General features: G+C 43.0%; 14 protein-coding genes and 1 pseudogene. 5 read left to right on the top strand and 10 right to left on the bottom strand.

Going from position 1 to position 15,966, the window contains the following annotated elements; genetic code table 11:
• The first annotated feature begins 285 nt into the window (after positions 1-285).
• Positions 286-1,266: a glutaminase gene (locus ACYH0L_RS01550; protein ID WP_099726160.1), complete on the top strand. Its 981-nt coding sequence runs from the start codon at positions 286-288 to the stop codon at positions 1,264-1,266.
• Positions 1,267-1,298: 32 nt separating this feature from the next.
• Positions 1,299-2,726, top strand: coding sequence for an alanine/glycine:cation symporter family protein (locus ACYH0L_RS01545; protein WP_099726161.1), 1,428 nt, complete (start codon positions 1,299-1,301; stop codon positions 2,724-2,726).
• Between the two features lie 39 nt (positions 2,727-2,765).
• Here ACYH0L_RS01545 and ACYH0L_RS01540 read toward each other — a convergent pair whose 3' ends face one another.
• The 4 genes from ACYH0L_RS01540 to ACYH0L_RS01525 all read right to left on the bottom strand — a co-directional run bounded on the left by ACYH0L_RS01540 (position 2,766) and on the right by ACYH0L_RS01525 (position 7,161).
• Complete coding sequence (locus tag ACYH0L_RS01540; protein WP_099726315.1) at positions 2,766-3,626, bottom strand: alpha/beta fold hydrolase; 861 nt, start codon at positions 3,624-3,626, stop codon at positions 2,766-2,768.
• A 111-nt stretch (positions 3,627-3,737) separates the two neighbouring features.
• On the bottom strand, positions 3,738-4,103 hold the full coding sequence (locus ACYH0L_RS01535; protein ID WP_482354289.1) for a VOC family protein: 366 nt from the start codon (positions 4,101-4,103) through the stop codon (positions 3,738-3,740).
• 100 nt (positions 4,104-4,203) lie between these two features.
• Positions 4,204-5,586, bottom strand: coding sequence for an amino acid permease (locus ACYH0L_RS01530; protein ID WP_099726163.1), 1,383 nt, complete (start codon positions 5,584-5,586; stop codon positions 4,204-4,206).
• Between the two features lie 66 nt (positions 5,587-5,652).
• A complete protein-coding gene (locus tag ACYH0L_RS01525; RefSeq protein WP_256499254.1) occupies positions 5,653-7,161 on the bottom strand; it encodes a class I adenylate-forming enzyme family protein in 1,509 nt (502 codons plus the stop codon).
• A 261-nt stretch (positions 7,162-7,422) separates the two neighbouring features.
• Between ACYH0L_RS01525 and ACYH0L_RS01520 the strand changes: the two genes are divergently transcribed.
• Positions 7,423-7,860, top strand: coding sequence for a MarR family winged helix-turn-helix transcriptional regulator (locus ACYH0L_RS01520; RefSeq protein WP_099726165.1), 438 nt, complete (start codon positions 7,423-7,425; stop codon positions 7,858-7,860).
• A gap of 222 nt (positions 7,861-8,082) precedes the next feature.
• Here ACYH0L_RS01520 and ACYH0L_RS01515 read toward each other — a convergent pair whose 3' ends face one another.
• The 4 genes from ACYH0L_RS01515 to ACYH0L_RS01500 all read right to left on the bottom strand — a co-directional run bounded on the left by ACYH0L_RS01515 (position 8,083) and on the right by ACYH0L_RS01500 (position 12,572).
• Positions 8,083-9,216, bottom strand: coding sequence for a zinc-dependent alcohol dehydrogenase (locus ACYH0L_RS01515; RefSeq protein WP_099726166.1), 1,134 nt, complete (start codon positions 9,214-9,216; stop codon positions 8,083-8,085).
• A 161-nt stretch (positions 9,217-9,377) separates the two neighbouring features.
• Positions 9,378-10,400, bottom strand: coding sequence for a quercetin 2,3-dioxygenase (locus ACYH0L_RS01510; protein WP_482354288.1), 1,023 nt, complete (start codon positions 10,398-10,400; stop codon positions 9,378-9,380).
• 80 nt (positions 10,401-10,480) lie between these two features.
• Positions 10,481-11,044: a TetR/AcrR family transcriptional regulator gene (locus ACYH0L_RS01505; RefSeq protein ID WP_099726316.1), complete on the bottom strand. Its 564-nt coding sequence runs from the start codon at positions 11,042-11,044 to the stop codon at positions 10,481-10,483.
• A gap of 46 nt (positions 11,045-11,090) precedes the next feature.
• Positions 11,091-12,572 carry an amidase gene (locus tag ACYH0L_RS01500; protein ID WP_482354287.1) on the bottom strand — a complete coding sequence of 494 codons (1,482 nt, stop codon included), beginning with the start codon at positions 12,570-12,572 and terminating at the stop codon, positions 11,091-11,093.
• 187 nt (positions 12,573-12,759) lie between these two features.
• On the opposite strand from ACYH0L_RS01500, the gene ACYH0L_RS01495 reads away from it, so the two are divergent.
• Positions 12,760-14,373, top strand: coding sequence for a S8 family peptidase (locus ACYH0L_RS01495; RefSeq protein WP_256499252.1), 1,614 nt, complete (start codon positions 12,760-12,762; stop codon positions 14,371-14,373).
• 39 nt (positions 14,374-14,412) lie between these two features.
• Here ACYH0L_RS01495 and ACYH0L_RS01490 read toward each other — a convergent pair whose 3' ends face one another.
• Positions 14,413-14,952: a ribonuclease FAU-1 family protein gene (locus ACYH0L_RS01490; RefSeq protein WP_249705326.1), complete on the bottom strand. Its 540-nt coding sequence runs from the start codon at positions 14,950-14,952 to the stop codon at positions 14,413-14,415.
• Between the two features lie 113 nt (positions 14,953-15,065).
• On the opposite strand from ACYH0L_RS01490, the gene ACYH0L_RS01485 reads away from it, so the two are divergent.
• Entirely contained in the window at positions 15,066-15,275 is a 210-nt protein-coding gene (locus tag ACYH0L_RS01485) for a hypothetical protein (RefSeq protein WP_482354286.1), read from the top strand.
• Positions 15,276-15,316: 41 nt separating this feature from the next.
• Here the strand turns inward: ACYH0L_RS01485 and ACYH0L_RS01480 are convergent.
• A pseudogene (locus ACYH0L_RS01480) lies at positions 15,317-15,826 on the bottom strand (GNAT family N-acetyltransferase); the annotation flags it as partial.
• Positions 15,827-15,966: the final 140 nt, after the last annotated feature.

Here is a 15,966-nt window from a genome sequence, read left to right as displayed (position 1 = left end):
TTTCTGTAGATTTACGTCAGATTGTGTAGTTTCCAAGATAAATTGAATGAACAATTTTAGTGAAACTATATGTAAGCGTTTTCTGAATTTTCACTAAAAACCCTTTTTGTTTTTTCGCCGCCAAAGCCTTCATTTAAACATATATTTAGGTGTAAAGGAGTGGTACAAGCAGCGCATGACAAGTTCTTTGAAGATGTGTAACATGTTTTCGTGCCTATTTGATCGCATTTTTTGTCATCCGCCAATTCAATAGGGTACTTTTTGATTTTTGATTGGAGGAATCGTATGAAAACAGCAATTTCTAATAATACACAACACGCATGCCAGTCTTCTGTTGATCACTGGGCAGAAGAAATACGGCCTTATTACAAAAACGGTCAGAATGCTGGCTACATTCCAGCACTCGGAAAAGTGAATTCCTCTCAACTTGGTATCAGCGTGATAGGCCCAGATGGATCATCTGTACAATATGGTGATTGGGACGTTCCCTTTACCCTACAAAGTATCTCAAAAGTCATCAGCTTTATAGCTGCCTGTTTAGGAAGGGGCGTACCTTACGTCTTGGATCGGGTAGATGTAGAGCCAACTGGTGATGCATTTAATTCCATCTACCGCCTTGAGATGCATAAACCAGGGAAGCCCTTTAATCCAATGATTAATGCTGGAGCTATTACCGTTTCCTCCATCCTTCCGGGAAAGACTTCTACAGAAAAGCTAGCATATATTTTCGATTTAATCGAAAACTTAATAGGTAAGCGTCCTTCTGTTAATGAAGAGGTTTATCAATCAGAATGGGCAACTGCCCATCGAAACCGGGCACTTGCTTATTATTTGAAAGAAACCAATTACTTAGAATCAGATGTCGAGGACACATTAGAAGTGTATTTAAAACAATGTTCCATCGAAGTCACAACAGAGGACATCGCCTTGATTGGACTGATTATATCAAGTGATGGCTACCATCCCTTTAAACAAGTTCAAGTCATCCCAAAAGATATCGCAAGACTAACAAAAGCATTGATGCTGACATGCGGCATGTATAATGCGTCTGGTAATTTTGCTGCTTTCGTAGGCGTTCCAGCCAAAAGTGGTGTGTCTGGAGGAATTATGGCTTGCGTTCCGCCAAGCGCAAGAAGAGAATTCCCATTTCAGACAGGCTGTGGAATCGGCATTTACGGTCCCGCCATTGATGATTGCGGAAATAGTATTACCGGTGTCATGATGCTGAAAAAACTCGCCAAAGAGTGGGATCTCAGTATTTTTTAAAGAAATAGGATGGAATTAGAAGAGGTGATGTTATGAATGACTTTATCAATGGTTTATTAACAACAACAAATGGTTTTCTATGGTCATATATTATTGTTGCACTATTAGTTCTTGTTGGCCTTTATTTTACATTTAGATCTCGTTTCCTTCAGGTTCGTATGCTCAAGGAAATGGTGATCGTTCTTAAAGAAGGAACAAATAAACAAAAATCTGGTGTGTCACCGTTTCAAGCGTTCGCTATTAGTATGGCAGCTCGAGTTGGAACAGGAAACATTACCGGTATTGCTATCGCTATTGCCATGGGTGGTCCTGGTGCTATTTTTTGGATGTGGATTCTGGCGATTATTGGTTCCGCCTCTAGTTTTGTTGAAAGCACACTTGCCCAAGTCTATAAAACAAAGGATGTGTCAGGCTTTCGTGGGGGGCCGGCCTACTACATTGAAAAAGGCTTAAAGAAACGATGGATGGGGATTTTATTTGCTGTATTGATTACTATTTCTTTCGGTATTGTCTTTAATGCTGTACAGTCGAATACCATCACCATCGCTTTTGAAAATTCATTTGGCACAAACCGCTTAATTGTTGGAGTGATTATGGCTATTGGATTTAGCATCATCATTTTCGGTGGTGTCAAAACGATCGCAAAGATGGCAGAATACATTGTTGTTTTCCTAGCTGTAGCTTATATCGGGATTGCTCTCTTTGTCATGGTCACGAATATTACAGAGCTTCCTGGCGTCGTTCACACAATAGTTACCCATGCATTCGGTATTGAACAATTTGCAGGTGGTACGATGGGTGCCGTCATTATGGAAGGGATTAAACGAGGTCTCTTCTCAAACGAAGCTGGGATGGGTAGTGCACCAAATGCTGCTGCTGCGGCCGTGACTAGTCACCCTGTAAAGCAAGGACTCATTCAGGCATTAGGTGTCTTAATTGATACCCTCATTATTTGTACAAGTACTGCTTTTATCATACTTTTCTCAAATGCATATAGAACAACAAAACTAACGGGTATTGAACTCACTCAGGCATCTTTAAGTGAGCACATTGGCCCTTGGGCTTCTGGTGTACTTGCCATTATGGTCTTCTTGTTTGCGTTTAGTACGTTAATCGGGAATTATTACTATGGTGAAACGAACATCGAGTTCCTTAAATCAAGCAAGACATGGCTAATCGGTTACCGTATTGCAGTTATTGGAATGATTTTATTCGGTGCTGTGGCAAGTGTTCCTTTTGTTTGGAATCTCGCCGACCTATTCATGGGACTGATGGTCATCGTCAACCTCATTGCCATCACCATGCTGTCTAAGGTCGCCTTTGCAGCATTGAAAGATTATACGAGACAGAAAAAAGAAGGAAAAGATCCTGTTTTCTATAAAAATGCCGTTCCGAACAATGAACATATTGAATGCTGGGACGACGAACCTGCTTCTTTGAAAAAGAATCAAATCGGGTAAATAAAAAAAGCTCTGGTCCTTTGATCAGAGCTTTTCCCTTTATTTCAAAAATTCGAGTATGAGTTTGTTGACGACCTCTGGTTTTTCATGATTGATCCAATGAGAGGCATCATCGACAAAAACCAGCTGTCCATTTGGACAAATCTTAATCGATTCCTTTGCCAGCTTTCTGCTTAGAAACTTGTCCTCCATCCCCCAGATCATGCGAACAGGAACGAGAATCCGTTTTGAAATTGGCTTTTCAAAGCCGCCTTTTTTGATGGCCCGATACCAATTCAGCATTGACGTAATAGCTCCTGGCTGCGTCCAAGCGAGCTTGTAGCTTGAGACATCCTCCTTGGTGAACAAGTGTGGTCTATCAGTCAGCCCAATCGCTTCATCCAGCCTTTGAAATTGGTTTTCTTGAAGTGCTGCCTCTGGTACATTTGGAAGCTGAAAGAAAGCGATATAGGAGCTCTTCTTCCACTGTGGCGGATAAAAAGGGAGAACCTTCATCATCACACGCGGATGCGGCATGTTGACAATGATTAATTTATTTACATATTGAGAACGTGTAGAAGCCAAATGCCAAGCAACCGCTCCGCCCCAATCATGTCCGCCGACAATGGCCTTTTGATTTGGACTCAGCGTCTTAATCAAGCCCACGATATCATCTCTCAGTTGATCCAATACATATGATTCGACTCCATCTGGCTTGTCACTTAGATGGTAGCCCCTTTGATCAGGAACAACGACACGATAGCCTGCCTCTGCTAAGGGAATGATTTGATTTTTCCAGCCGTACCAAAACTCAGGAAATCCATGCAGCAGGACAAGCAGCGGGCCATCCTCAGGGCCAGCCATTGCAGTATGTAGCCTTATGCCATTTGTTTGGATATATTGAAACTCAACTTGTTCCATTCCGTTGCCACCCTTCCCCATGTCTTATTATTCTTCCAACATAGCATATTTTCCATTTTTCAGAAAATGAAAACACTCCAAAAAAACCTTCACCACTGTGAAGGCCTTTATCTATTTCATATAATTCAGAACCCAGATCAACCCATTTTTCCGGTCCTGTACTTGTCCGTGAAGTGCGCCAAAGAACGTATCCTGTAATTCCACCAGTACATCCCCGTCAGCTTCGAGCGCTTCATATACGGTCTTTAGTTCTTCTTCATTGTCAAACTGCATAATCAATCTGAGATTCTCCGATTTTGGTGTGCGGCCAAACGTATCTGAAAAGTGGAGCAGTGATTCTCCAAGGTGCAATTCAGCATGTAACACACGGTCTTGATGTTCATTTAAAATATGAATATCTCCGCCAAAAATTCCTTGATAATATTGAAGAGATTCTTTCACATCTTCTACTACAATATAAGGACTAACGCTGATCATATCCCTCATCCTCCTCTTGTTCCGTCCATCTTCTCTTTTATAGCTTATCCCAAATCGTAAGAAAAAAGGCACAAATCGTCAACGGATTTGCACCTTTTTCTCATGAAGACTTCGCTAATTCACTATGTTTGTTTGAATACGCTGCGTACATGACGACACCGATTAACAGCCAAACCCCAAAGTAAAGCCATGTGCGTCCCGGTAAGTTGAGCATGAGGAACAAGCAGCAGCCCATTGATATGATTGGCAAAACCGGTACAAAAGGAACCCGGAATCCCCTTTCAAGCTGCTGATGTGTCTTTCTCAAAATAAGCACAGATAAGCTCACCATCGCAAACGTCAATAAAGCACCGATATTCGCTAAGTTGGACAGATTCTTCAAATCAATAAACCCTGAAATAACAGCTGTCATTCCGCCAATCATCCATATGCTTGCAACAGGTGTATCGCTCTTGTTTGTTTTCGAAAACACTTTAGGCAAGAGCCCGTCTCGACCCATCGCATAGGCAATTCGAGTTGCTGCATAATTATTGGCGAAAATCACAGCCATCAATCCAATGACAGCACCGACAGAAATAATACCAGCCACGCTATTTTGATGCACACTTTGCAGCACATAGGACATGGCCTCTGTCACATTCAGCTTTGTATAGTGCACCATACCTGTCATGACCAAACAAACAACAATGTAAATGACCGTACAAATCAGTAATGAACCAATAATACCAATTGGCAGGTTCCGCTGTGGATTTTTCACCTCTTCTGCAGAGGCCGAAATCGCATCAAATCCTAAAAAGGCAAAAAACACAGCGGCTGCACCGGCAATGACACCTTCCGCGCCAAACGGCATGAACGGCTGCCAATTGTCTGGCTGTACGTAAAAGCCGCCTACTACAATGAAAAGAACAATAATGCCAAGCTTCACAAACACCATGATATTATTGAATTTTTTACTTTCCTTCGTTCCTCTAGATAAGATCCACGCAATCAGTAAAGCAATGATAATCGCTGGCAGATTCATGTATCCGCCTTGTTCTGGCCCTGCTAGGAATTGATGGGGGATAGAGATTCCAAACCCCTCCAGCAGGCTGTTGAAATAACTAGACCAGCCACTGGCCACAGCCGAAGCAGTCAGCATATAAACAGACAATAAGGTCCATCCCATCAGATGGCCCACAAGCTCACCCATCGTTGTATATGAATAAATGTATGCACTGCCGAATACAGGAAGCGCTGAAGCCATTTCTGCATAACAAAGTGCTGCTAAACTGCACACAATCGCTGCGATCGCAAAGGAGAAAATGACAGCCGGTCCTGCATCCTTAGCTGCTGTCATTCCGGTTAACACCATGACCCCTGTGCCGATCACAGCCCCTATACCAAGAAGCGTTAGATCAAGCCCGCCCAGCGTTCTCTTTACCTTTTGCTGCCTACTCTGTTCTAACAAATCGTGAATTTGTTTCTTACGAAGAATTTGTCGCAAACCCTTTCCCTCCAAAACGTTAGAAAAACAAAAAATTATTCAAATTTCATTATAGCAGAATAGGTCCTACGCATTCACAACCAATTCACGCAAATCTTTCTTCATAATTTTACCAAGTTTGTTTTTTGGCAGTTCCTTCGTGAAATGAATGGACGGAACCTTGTAATCTGCCAAACGCTCCTGGCAATAGTTCACAACATCTTGCTCGCAAAAATCGACGGATTCGTCTTTCACGATATATGCACTTGGCACTTCACCATATAAATCGTCTGGTACACCAATGACAGCTGATTCAATGACTCCTGGAATTTGATCAATGACTTCTTCCACTTGGTCAGGATAAATATTATCGCCGCCGTACAAAATGACATCTTTGTATCTGCCTGTGATATAAAGAAAACCTTCTTCATCTAGATAGCCTGCGTCTCCCATATGGAACCAGCCATCTTTGAGTACCTTCTCAGTAGCGTCAGGCTGATGGTAGTAGCCTAGGAAATAAAATGGGCTTCTCATGACAACTTCGCCAATTTCTCCAGCTGGCAGTGTCTCATCTGTCTCAGGATGAACGATTTTTACTTCTACATCCGCATCGACTTTACCGGCAGATCCCATTTTATCTTCACCCATTGCAGGGTACCATGCACTGACAACCCACGCTTCGGTACTTCCGTAGCCATGCATCATGTGAATACCCACTTCTTTGTAGTCCTTAATCAAGCGTACTGGAACCTTCGTGCCGCCAGAAATCGCAATTTCAAAGGAAGAGAGATCATACGAACCGCGTTTCAGCTCTTCTAACATGTACGTATAAGCTGATGGGAAGGCCATCATAAACGTAATTCTTTCTTTTTCAATCGTTTCTAAAATGCGTTTCGGCGTTGCATCATGTAAAAAGACTAGGGTATACCCTTCAATTGCAGCTGCGATGAGATGGTTAATCGAGCTCATATGATACAGAGGGTGACTCGCCAAATATCGTTTTCCTTTTAGGTCAAATCCTCGATTCCCATGTCTTGTTAAAAATTGATAGAGTCGTCCATGTCCAACCATACAGCCTTTTGGGTTACCCGTTGTGCCGGATGTGAATAGAATCATAGCTAGATCCTCTTCTGACACCTCCTCAGCAAGATCACTTCCATCGTTTGAAGCCAATAGGTCTTCAAACAGCTGCGTTGTTTTCGCATTCACACCGGATTCCACCATGAGGCAATCCTCTAAAGACACATTCACAGCGGCAATGATGTCACGGAATTCTCGGTCAAAAAATAAAGCCTTTGGCTCTGCTTTTTTCAAAATGCCTTCCAGTTCAAAAGAAGTAAGCTGCCAGCTAAGTGGGACTGCGACTGCACCCGCTTTGATGGCTGCCAGCATAATCGTTGAAAAGTGATGATGGTTTTGACAAATAAAGCAAACGCGGTCACCTTTTCGAATCCCCTTACGATGTAAGTAATGAGCGAGCTGGTCAATGCGTTTTGCATATTCTTCAAATGTATAAGACACACCTCCGCCAGTTACCGCTTCAATTTGTGAAGAGCGTTCCATTCTGTCGTTTAGCAATGCCTGTAAAGTATTCAATATCTTCATCTCCAAACGTTTGATTTCAATAGCCAATTTCCAGAGAATTGGATTGGCAGATTTTATCTCATTCACATTCTAAAATAAAAATAGCTGAAAGTAAAATCATTTCATTTTGGAATTATTCTTTTTATTAATTGATAATACAGGTAATTTTATAGCCGTCTTCCATTTTGGTTTAAATGATGATGATTATTATGATAAGATAGACCTAGTAATTGATCGGAAAATGCGAATGCAATAGGAAAAGAGGTATGGAGAATGCAACATTTCAAGCTAGAGGCAAGTTTGTTAGACCATGCACTGACAAAGTATTTAAAGGCGACGAAACGAATAGACGAAGAGAACATTCCGAGAAACGTCACGAATGTCAAAGGGTTTATTTTACGCATCATCTACCGCCATCAATCATGTACTGTGAAAAATATTCTACAGGAAGTTTCATTATCTCCCTCTGCGACAACAACCGCTCTCAATCACTTAGAAGATGAAGGGCTGATTATCCGCTCTCGAAATAACAATGACCGCCGTACTGTATGGATTACCCTTTCTGAATCGGGTGAACAAATAGCAAAACAAATGATCGACAATCGACAATTGCTTGTCAATCAACTGTTCAACCATTTATCTGAGGACGACAAAAAAACATTTTTTGAATTAATCGAAAAAATGATGGATGAGCGCACATTAAAGGCTTAGGAGAATTCCTAAGCCTCAGATTGTTGACAAAGGGCTAAAATGATCTTTATTTTAGCCCTTTGTCTTCTTTTCAGCGTGAAAACCCTTGAAGTCTAGGAATGCCGAGTACTGGCGCGGAGCGAATTTGATATTCTTTATTCGTGAGCATCAGCACGCAGACTGACACCGAATGCGAGGGTTTGTCTTCACGCTGGGCTTAGGAGAATTCCTAAGCCTTCTTTTTTATGGCTTTAAGATGACCTTTATACAATCATCCTGTTTTTCGTTGAATATTTGGTAAGCATGTGCGGCATCATCTAATGGCAATTGATGTGTGATGATCGCTCTAGGATCAATTTCACCCGTTGTCACTTTTTGATAGAGCTTTGTCATGTACCCTCTTGCCGGGGCCTGTCCCATTTTCAGCGTGACGTTTCTTGCGAAAAAAGCGCCTAATGGGAACATATTGTACAGCCCTCCATACACACCAGTCAGTTGAACTGTTCCACATTTTCGAACAGCTTTTGTGGCAATTTGAATCGGTCCAATCGTTCCGCCTTGCAGTTTGAGCTTCTGCTCAATTTTTTCAAGCGGCGATTTCTTCCCGTCCATTCCTACACAATCAATGACAACGTCCGCTCCGCCCTTGGTGAGCTCCTTTAATGTTTCTCCCATATCGGGATCTTCTGTAAAATCAAATACTTCTACACCGCTCATCCGTTTTGCATGCCGCAGGCGGTAATCAATATAATCGACGGCGATCACCCGCTCTGCACCTTTTTGCCAAGCAAATTGCTGTGCCATTAACCCAACAGGTCCACAGCCTAACACGATGACCGTATCGCCTTTTTTCACTCCTGCGTGCTCCACGCTCCAATAAGCAGTTGGCAGGACATCTGATAAGAACAATAATTGTTCATCCTCTAACTCACAATCATCCGGTACCTTAAACGGGGTATAGTTTCCAAAGGGTACGCGTAAATATTCAGCCTGTCCTCCGGGATAATTCCCGAATTTCTCACTATATCCAAAAAGTCCGCCCGAATCATAATGCGGGTTTGAGTGGTCGCATTGGCTTTCTAAGTGATGATGGCAATACTGGCATTGACCACATGCAACCGTAAATGGAATGACAACACGATCTCCCTTTTTTACCGCCGTAACATCCGGCCCAACTTCCTCCACAATTCCCATCGGCTCGTGCCCAATCACATAGCCGATAGGAAGCGGGAAATTCCCTTGATACAAATGTAAATCCGAGCCGCAAATCGCTGTTGATGTAATCCGAACGATGACATCTTCACGATCTTGAATAGACGGCGCATCTACTTTCTTCACTGCAATGCGATTTTTTCCTTGATAGGTAACAGCTCTCACATGCATTTCCTCCTTTCACTCGAGTCATCTTCCCTTATCTTCACCTTGAATGGACAGTTCATTCATCAGATCAGGAATATATGTCACGAAGGCGAAAGGCGAAAAAGCCCGTCGATTGATTCGACAGGCTTTTGATGGAACATGTGTAACGCGTTACACACTCATTCTTTTTCGAGAAAATACAAATCATATTGAGCTGATGTCTCCCGATCGATCATCAGGTTCCCTTCGTGAATAAAATAAGGACACATACTTGGGCTTTGAGATTCTTCAAACTGTTCATATAATTGCTCAATATCTCCAGGGAGCAGCAAAATCAAAAATTTATTTGAATGAGACACTAATTCATAAGCGTGGATGGTATCCGGCGGTATATAGGCAAAGTCACCCGGCGTTAGACAAATATCCTCTCCGTTCAAATGAAGGTTCATTTTCCCTTCAACACAATAGAGTGCTTCTGTATGCACTTGATGATAGTGCGGAGGAAAATATTTTCCTTTCGTCCCTTCTATCACAAAATGACTGAATCCGCCTCCTGTTGTTTCTGTTGTCGCAATCAGCTCATGAAGCTGACCATCAATGATGTATTGCTTCCCTTCACCAGCCTCTAATACATAGGGCTGCACTGAATGAGGGAGCTGACTATGAAATAACACTGAGGGCTTGGTTGTATTCGATAGCTCTCTGATTCCGTGCATCAGCATGAGATCGCTTTCTTTTTCAGCTTGTTGAAAACAGTCTGCATCAAAGGTTTGATCGGTCATCGGCCATTCATTCTGCAAGAGCCTTTTCCCAATTTGCTGATAGATATCTGTCATTTGTCCGCCCAATGTATACGAAATAAACCTTGTTTTGTGACTATGCATTCTGTAGCCATGAATTGTTTTAGGCGGAATATGAATATAATCGCACGCTGTCACCATATATTTTTTACCGTCCAGCATCACCTCAAGCTTACCTTCGAGCACAAAGATGGTTTTAAATAATGTCTCATGACAATGCAGTGGAAAATAAGCTCCTTTCCCACCTGTGATTAAGACAAGCTCAAACAGTTGATTCGTTTGATTTGCTTCTGCCAGCACATGAACAAGCTGATTCTCCAAACCATACAGCTTTCCCGAACCAGACACGGTATAAAAAGAGGTACCTTCGGATTGCTTGATCGATTGCGGTTGCTCCGACATCCCATCACTCCTCATGACTAATTGACTATCTTTATTATATAGACCAATCGATATAATAGATAGACAATATGCGAGAGATTTTACTCCTCTCGCATAAATAAGTGTCTAAGGTAACATTTTACGTGTTCTAAAGGTGTCGTTTGCTTGAGAGCAGTGGTCATCGATAGACCTCCGATCACCATTGAATGAAGGAGAGAAGCCAGCTCATCGGCTTTGTTTTCTTCATAACCGGTGTTCATCAGCTTTTCTTTCACAAGCTCTTGCCAGCGGATCATTTCTTGTTTGCAAGCATCATGCAGCTTTGTATGCTCTGGTTTTGACTCTGCCGCCAGCAAGACAATCGGAATCCCTCTTTCACTTTCTTGCTCCATAAATCCCTGAATAATGTTTGTCATAAAACGATCGATGGCGATATATGGGTCATCCGAATAGGCAAAGCTTTCTTCAATTCGATTGATGACCTTTTGACTAATATATTCAACAGCTGCTATGGCTAGCTCTTCTTTTCCATTTGGAAAGTAATAATAAAGAGATCCTTTAGGCGTGCCGCTCTCTCTAATGATTTGATTCAATCCTGTCGCATGATACCCTTGTTTACGCAAAAGAAGTGCGGCCGTTTGAATGACTTTGTCCTTCGTACTCACGTGTGACACCCCTTTCCCTCTATAGACCAAAGTCGATTTCATCGTGTTATTCATTTAATTGGTTTGTCCCTTTCCAAATCGAGGAAGTCTCCATTTCAACTGCAAGTCTGAGCAGCCAGTCCTCTTTTCCTTTAGGCGCTGTCACCTGTACACCTAAAGGCATGCCCGCCCCAGTGAGATGAACAGGAACACTCATAGAAGGCTGACCTGTTAAGTTGGCAAGCTGTGTAAATGGAGTGTAGGTCAGACTCTTTAGGAACATGTCATAAATGAGATCCTGCTGCGCTTGCATGGAAAGAGAAGACACACGTAAAAGTGCGGCTATTTCCTGATCCGAATGCATAAGCTCACCAATCTTTGGAGCCGAATAGGCAGTAGCTGGTGTCACATAAAGATCGTAGGTTTGATGAAATGCGGCCATTTGTGCTGCGGCCATATCCCACGCATCAAGACTTTCTGTATAGGCGGCAGCGGTCACATTCTTTCCAGCCGCCGCCAGCACCCATGCCACGATATCTGTTTCCTCGGGCTTCACTGGACGCCCTAGTGAACGAGCCAAGGAAGTGAATAATGCAGACATTTCTCCGCTGTTCATGACGTAATATTGCTGCATCAGATGAATACCATCGATTGCCGGTTTCGCTTCCTCTAGTTGGTGCCCTTGCTCACTCAGCCATTTCACCGTTTGCAGTACCGCCTGCTTCGCTTCCTCACTGACCTTTGTGCCAACTGGAGATTCTACGCTGTAAGCAATTCGCATTGAAGAGGTACGTTTCACCAGATCCTCTTGGTAGCTGCCGTCGTATAACGGGGTTTGGAAAGCTGCTTCTGGCTGAATGACCTGAAGCAGATCAAGAAGAGCTGCACTGTCTCGAACTGTTTTTGTGAGTGTAAAGTCAATGGAAGCACCCTGCCACTGTCTTCCTGCACCTGGACCTACTGGCGTCCTACCTCGTGTTGGCTTGAGTCCAAACAAACCCGTAAAGGATGCGGGTATACGAATGGATCCTCCGCCATCACTTGCTCCGCCCGCAGGAACGATACCGCTTGCAACAGCCGCAGCCGTCCCGCCGCTTGAACCGCCCGGGGAATGCGCGGCGTTCCAAGGATTCCTCGTTGGACCATATAAAGCGGGTTCTGTCACATTCCTCAAACCGAATTCCGGTGTGTTTGTATGGCCGATCATAATGAGCCCAGCCTGCTTCAATCGATGGACAAAGTGGGAGTCCGTTTTCGCCTTTATATCCTTTAGCAGCATAGCACCTGCTGTCAGCGGTTCATTTTTCAGCCCTTGCGATATATTTTTCAGCACAAACGGAACACCCGCAAACGGCTGATCCATATCTAATTGCTTCATGTCTTTTAACACTTGATCATGTCTTGTCTGGATCACCGCATTTAGTTCTGGATTGACCTCCTCCAATCTAGCAAATGCGGCATGTACAAGCTCCTCAGGTGTTACCTGCTTTTTCCGTACAAGTGCTGCCAGGCCAGTCGCATCATACGTCATATACTCTTTTACGTTCATCGGCATGTCCTTCTTTCTCTTATTATGATCTCTCTATTGTCTACTAGAATTGTATGAATTTCAATTTCAGGCTACTTGCAAAAAAATTTTCTGACAAGACTATGATTCTTCTAACCATCCATCTGATTTCTCCGATATAATAAAGAAAAAAAGACGGAGGTCATCTCGTATGCAAGGAGCCATTGCCTTGAAAAAGAAAATATTCGTGGTCATCGCGTTTCTTCTTGCTTTGACAACTGCTTTGCCCTTCCATTCGCAGGCAGCTGCACCGCCAAAAGAAACAGATGTTATCATCGTCTATAAAAATCAAAAAGGGAAGCAAACCGCTATTCAAGAAAGTGAAAAAGTGAACGCACAGTACATACACCTTCCCGCTGTCGCTGTGACAGCAGATGAACAAGCGGTCACCTCATTCAAAAAAGACCCTAACATCGCTTATGTCTCAAAGAATGTGAAAGTCAAACTCGCTTCTTCTACCGTGAAAAAAAACGCAGGTGCTACTGGCCAGGATGCATTGGTACAAAAGTCGTACAACCTGCAAAAGCTAAATGTAAAGCAAGCGATCAAAGAAGGCGTCACAGGTAAAAATGTGAAAGTAGCCGTTTTAGATACTGGTATTTTCCCACATGAGGATTTAAAGGTAGCCGGTGGTAAGTCATTCGTGAATTACACATCCTCTTATAAAGATGATGAAGGACATGGAACACATGTCGCTGGCACTATTGGGGCGCTCAATAACGATTATGGCACAGTCGGCGTCGCTTCTGGCGTGAAGCTGTATGCTGTGAAAGTGTTAGATAAAAAGGGAGAAGGCGACTTATACAGTCTGCTTCGAGGCATCGATTGGGCCATTACCAATAAGATGGACATCATCAATCTAAGTCTAGGCTTTGAAGATAATATTCCGATTTTGCGCTCAGCTGTAGATGAAGCATACAAAAAAGGACTGCTGGTGGTTGCTGCAAGCGGAAATGACGGGAAGAAGAATGATATTAGCTATCCTGCCGCATACAATAGCGTCATTGCTGTCTCCGCAACAACTGCCAAAGACAAACTCGCGTCTATCTCCAATACAGGGAAAGGGATCGAATTTTCTGCCCCTGGCGAGAACGTCATCAGCACTTATTTGAAAAATGAATATTGGTATGCAACTGGTACATCACAAGCTGCACCGCATGTCACAGGAATGCTGGCGCTGTTAAAGCAGCTTCATCCGAAGAAAACAAATGCACAGCTTCGCACCTTATTGCGCAGCTATACAGTGGATCTTGGTGCGAAAGGAAAGGATTCACAATTCGGCTATGGCCGCGTGCAATATGTTCCGCAATCAACCTTTTTAAAGGCTGCGACAAGCGCTGTCAAAAAAGCCGAAACATCTAAAAAGCAGGCAGATGTCGATCAAGCCAAAACGAGAATCGGCCGACTCACTGCAAGCAAACAAAAAACAGCACTCACAGAACGGGTGAAAAAAGTACAAGCAACCATCGATATCCGTTCCGCACGTGCAAAGGTCAAAAAAGCCGAAAAAAACAAAACGCAGGGCGCCATTAAAAGCGCCCAAACGGCCATCAAAAAGCTAAACAAAGGCAAAGAAAAAACAAGCCTGCAAAACCGTCTCGACAAGGTAAAAAAACAAGTCGCCTATCAAAAGAAAGTGACAGACGCCAAACAAAAGGTCAAAAAAGCTGAAGCCAAACGGACAAAGAAAAATAAAGCATCGGCTCAAAGTGCTGTCAAACAGCTAAAAGCCTCCAAAACGAAAACCAGTTTACAAAAACGATTAAACCGTATCAAGGTTTAACAGAAAAAACGATTCCTCGCTTGAAAGGAATCGTTTTTTCTATTTTAACATCGGCTCAAACAAGCTGTGATGATATTTTCCTTTGGCATCTGCCCTCACTTGATCAAGTAAGCTTTCTAACGAAGCCATCACACCCTCTAATGCCCGGCGCACTGAACCGTGTTCAAAATCCGTTAAACTCTCTGGCAACTCATCTTCATCCAACACAAAGAAATCACCATTCGGAAGAACGAGAAGATCAACAATGAGATCTTCAAACATGACCAGCTGGCCGTTGAACCGTGTATCTCCCACAATATTAAAATAAGACCCAAGTTCCTTCCCTTGATCATTCCTCCAGAAATATAAATTGTAAGGACGATCCTTCCAATAATAGGCGGTCGTATAGCTCCCTTTTGGAATGGTCAGAGCACCATCGCCTGCCCTCATCATAAACGTGTCTTCTATCTTGTGAAACAGCACAGCCTGCTGTCCCTGTGCGTCTAACAGCTGACAGGTATGTTCCACAACTTTCTGATCGTATTTGATTTTTCTCTCGATTACTTCATCCCAACGATCCGCTTGTAGCGAAAACAACATGTCACAACTCCCTCTGCATCTAGGTTCTCTCTTTCCAGTATACACCGATTTTTTTTGAAGAAATAAAGGATTGCTGTATTTACTTATGGAAGACCTATGATGAGGTGAATTAAATGAACGGAGTCACGATTCTTGAAAACCTTACAAAGCTTGGACAAATCATCCTCATTTTTTGCGGCTATGCCCTTTATTGGCGGCAGGTGAAAACGAAGATAGAACGAAAGCTGTCCCATTATAAGCGCATGTTAAAATTCTTTGTCATGTTCGGTTTACTCTCGTGGGGGGTATCATATTGGGCGCTTGTAATTGTGGGCGTAAATTGAAAAAGGAAGAGCTGTCCCTGAAGGACTTGCTCTTCCTTTTATTACGCGTGATGTGATGAACCAGCCGGCTGTTCTTTCTGGATCACATATCGATAGCTCTTCACATGCGTCCCATTTTGATTCACAAATTCTTTATCAAGTGCACGCTCAAAGCCCATTCTTTCATATAGACGAATGGCGGCCTGCATTTTATCAGATGTATGAAGATACAGGACATTCTCGCCCCATGATTGCGTCAGTTCAATACTTTTACGTAACAATGACTCTGCGATTCCTTTTCCCCTGACATCAGGATCTACTCCTAAAAAACGGACAATGGCTGATGTAATGCCCATTTCAGGTTTGTCATACGCTTGTTCAGATGACCGGAACATTTGAAGCGTCCCCACAACCTTGTCCTCAAGCTCAGCTACAAGCATGAGCTCCATGTTCGGATTATCTACAGCTGCTGCAAGTGCTGCAGAATAATTTTGCCAGCCTTCTTCTGTAAATTGAGGTTCATACTGTGCGTATGATTTGATCAGCACGTGCCTGATGGCCTTATGATCTTCTTTGAATCATCAACTCTTTCTGCTTCATGTCAGCACCTCCTGTTGTCTATGGATCGATATACGTATCATGTAATCAATGCATGCCGATGATCTCGTTCTTTTCTCTACTCATTCAATGTAAAGAGTCTCATTCGAAAGAT

Source organism: Bacillus sp. MC1252 (genome assembly GCF_056838025.1).
The sequence above is the reverse complement of the archived record's forward strand: the minus strand, read 5'-3'. Positions and strand labels throughout refer to the sequence as shown.

Excerpts from the sequence above, each read along its gene's own strand:
- ACYH0L_RS01520 (WP_099726165.1), top strand. The coding sequence starts at position 7,423 with ATGCAACATTTCAAGCTAGAGGCAAGTTTGTTAGACCATGCACTGACA.
- ACYH0L_RS01540 (WP_099726315.1), bottom strand. The coding sequence starts at position 3,626 with ATGGAACAAGTTGAGTTTCAATATATCCAAACAAATGGCATAAGGCTA.
- ACYH0L_RS01490 (WP_249705326.1), bottom strand. The coding sequence starts at position 14,952 with ATGTTGTTTTCGCTACAAGCGGATCGTTGGGATGAAGTAATCGAGAGA.
- ACYH0L_RS01485 (WP_482354286.1), top strand. The coding sequence starts at position 15,066 with ATGAACGGAGTCACGATTCTTGAAAACCTTACAAAGCTTGGACAAATC.
- ACYH0L_RS01545 (WP_099726161.1), top strand. The coding sequence starts at position 1,299 with ATGAATGACTTTATCAATGGTTTATTAACAACAACAAATGGTTTTCTA.
- ACYH0L_RS01550 (WP_099726160.1), top strand. The coding sequence starts at position 286 with ATGAAAACAGCAATTTCTAATAATACACAACACGCATGCCAGTCTTCT.
- ACYH0L_RS01500 (WP_482354287.1), bottom strand. The coding sequence starts at position 12,572 with ATGAACGTAAAAGAGTATATGACGTATGATGCGACTGGCCTGGCAGCA.
- ACYH0L_RS01535 (WP_482354289.1), bottom strand. The coding sequence starts at position 4,103 with ATGATCAGCGTTAGTCCTTATATTGTAGTAGAAGATGTGAAAGAATCT.
- ACYH0L_RS01510 (WP_482354288.1), bottom strand. The coding sequence starts at position 10,400 with ATGTCGGAGCAACCGCAATCGATCAAGCAATCCGAAGGTACCTCTTTT.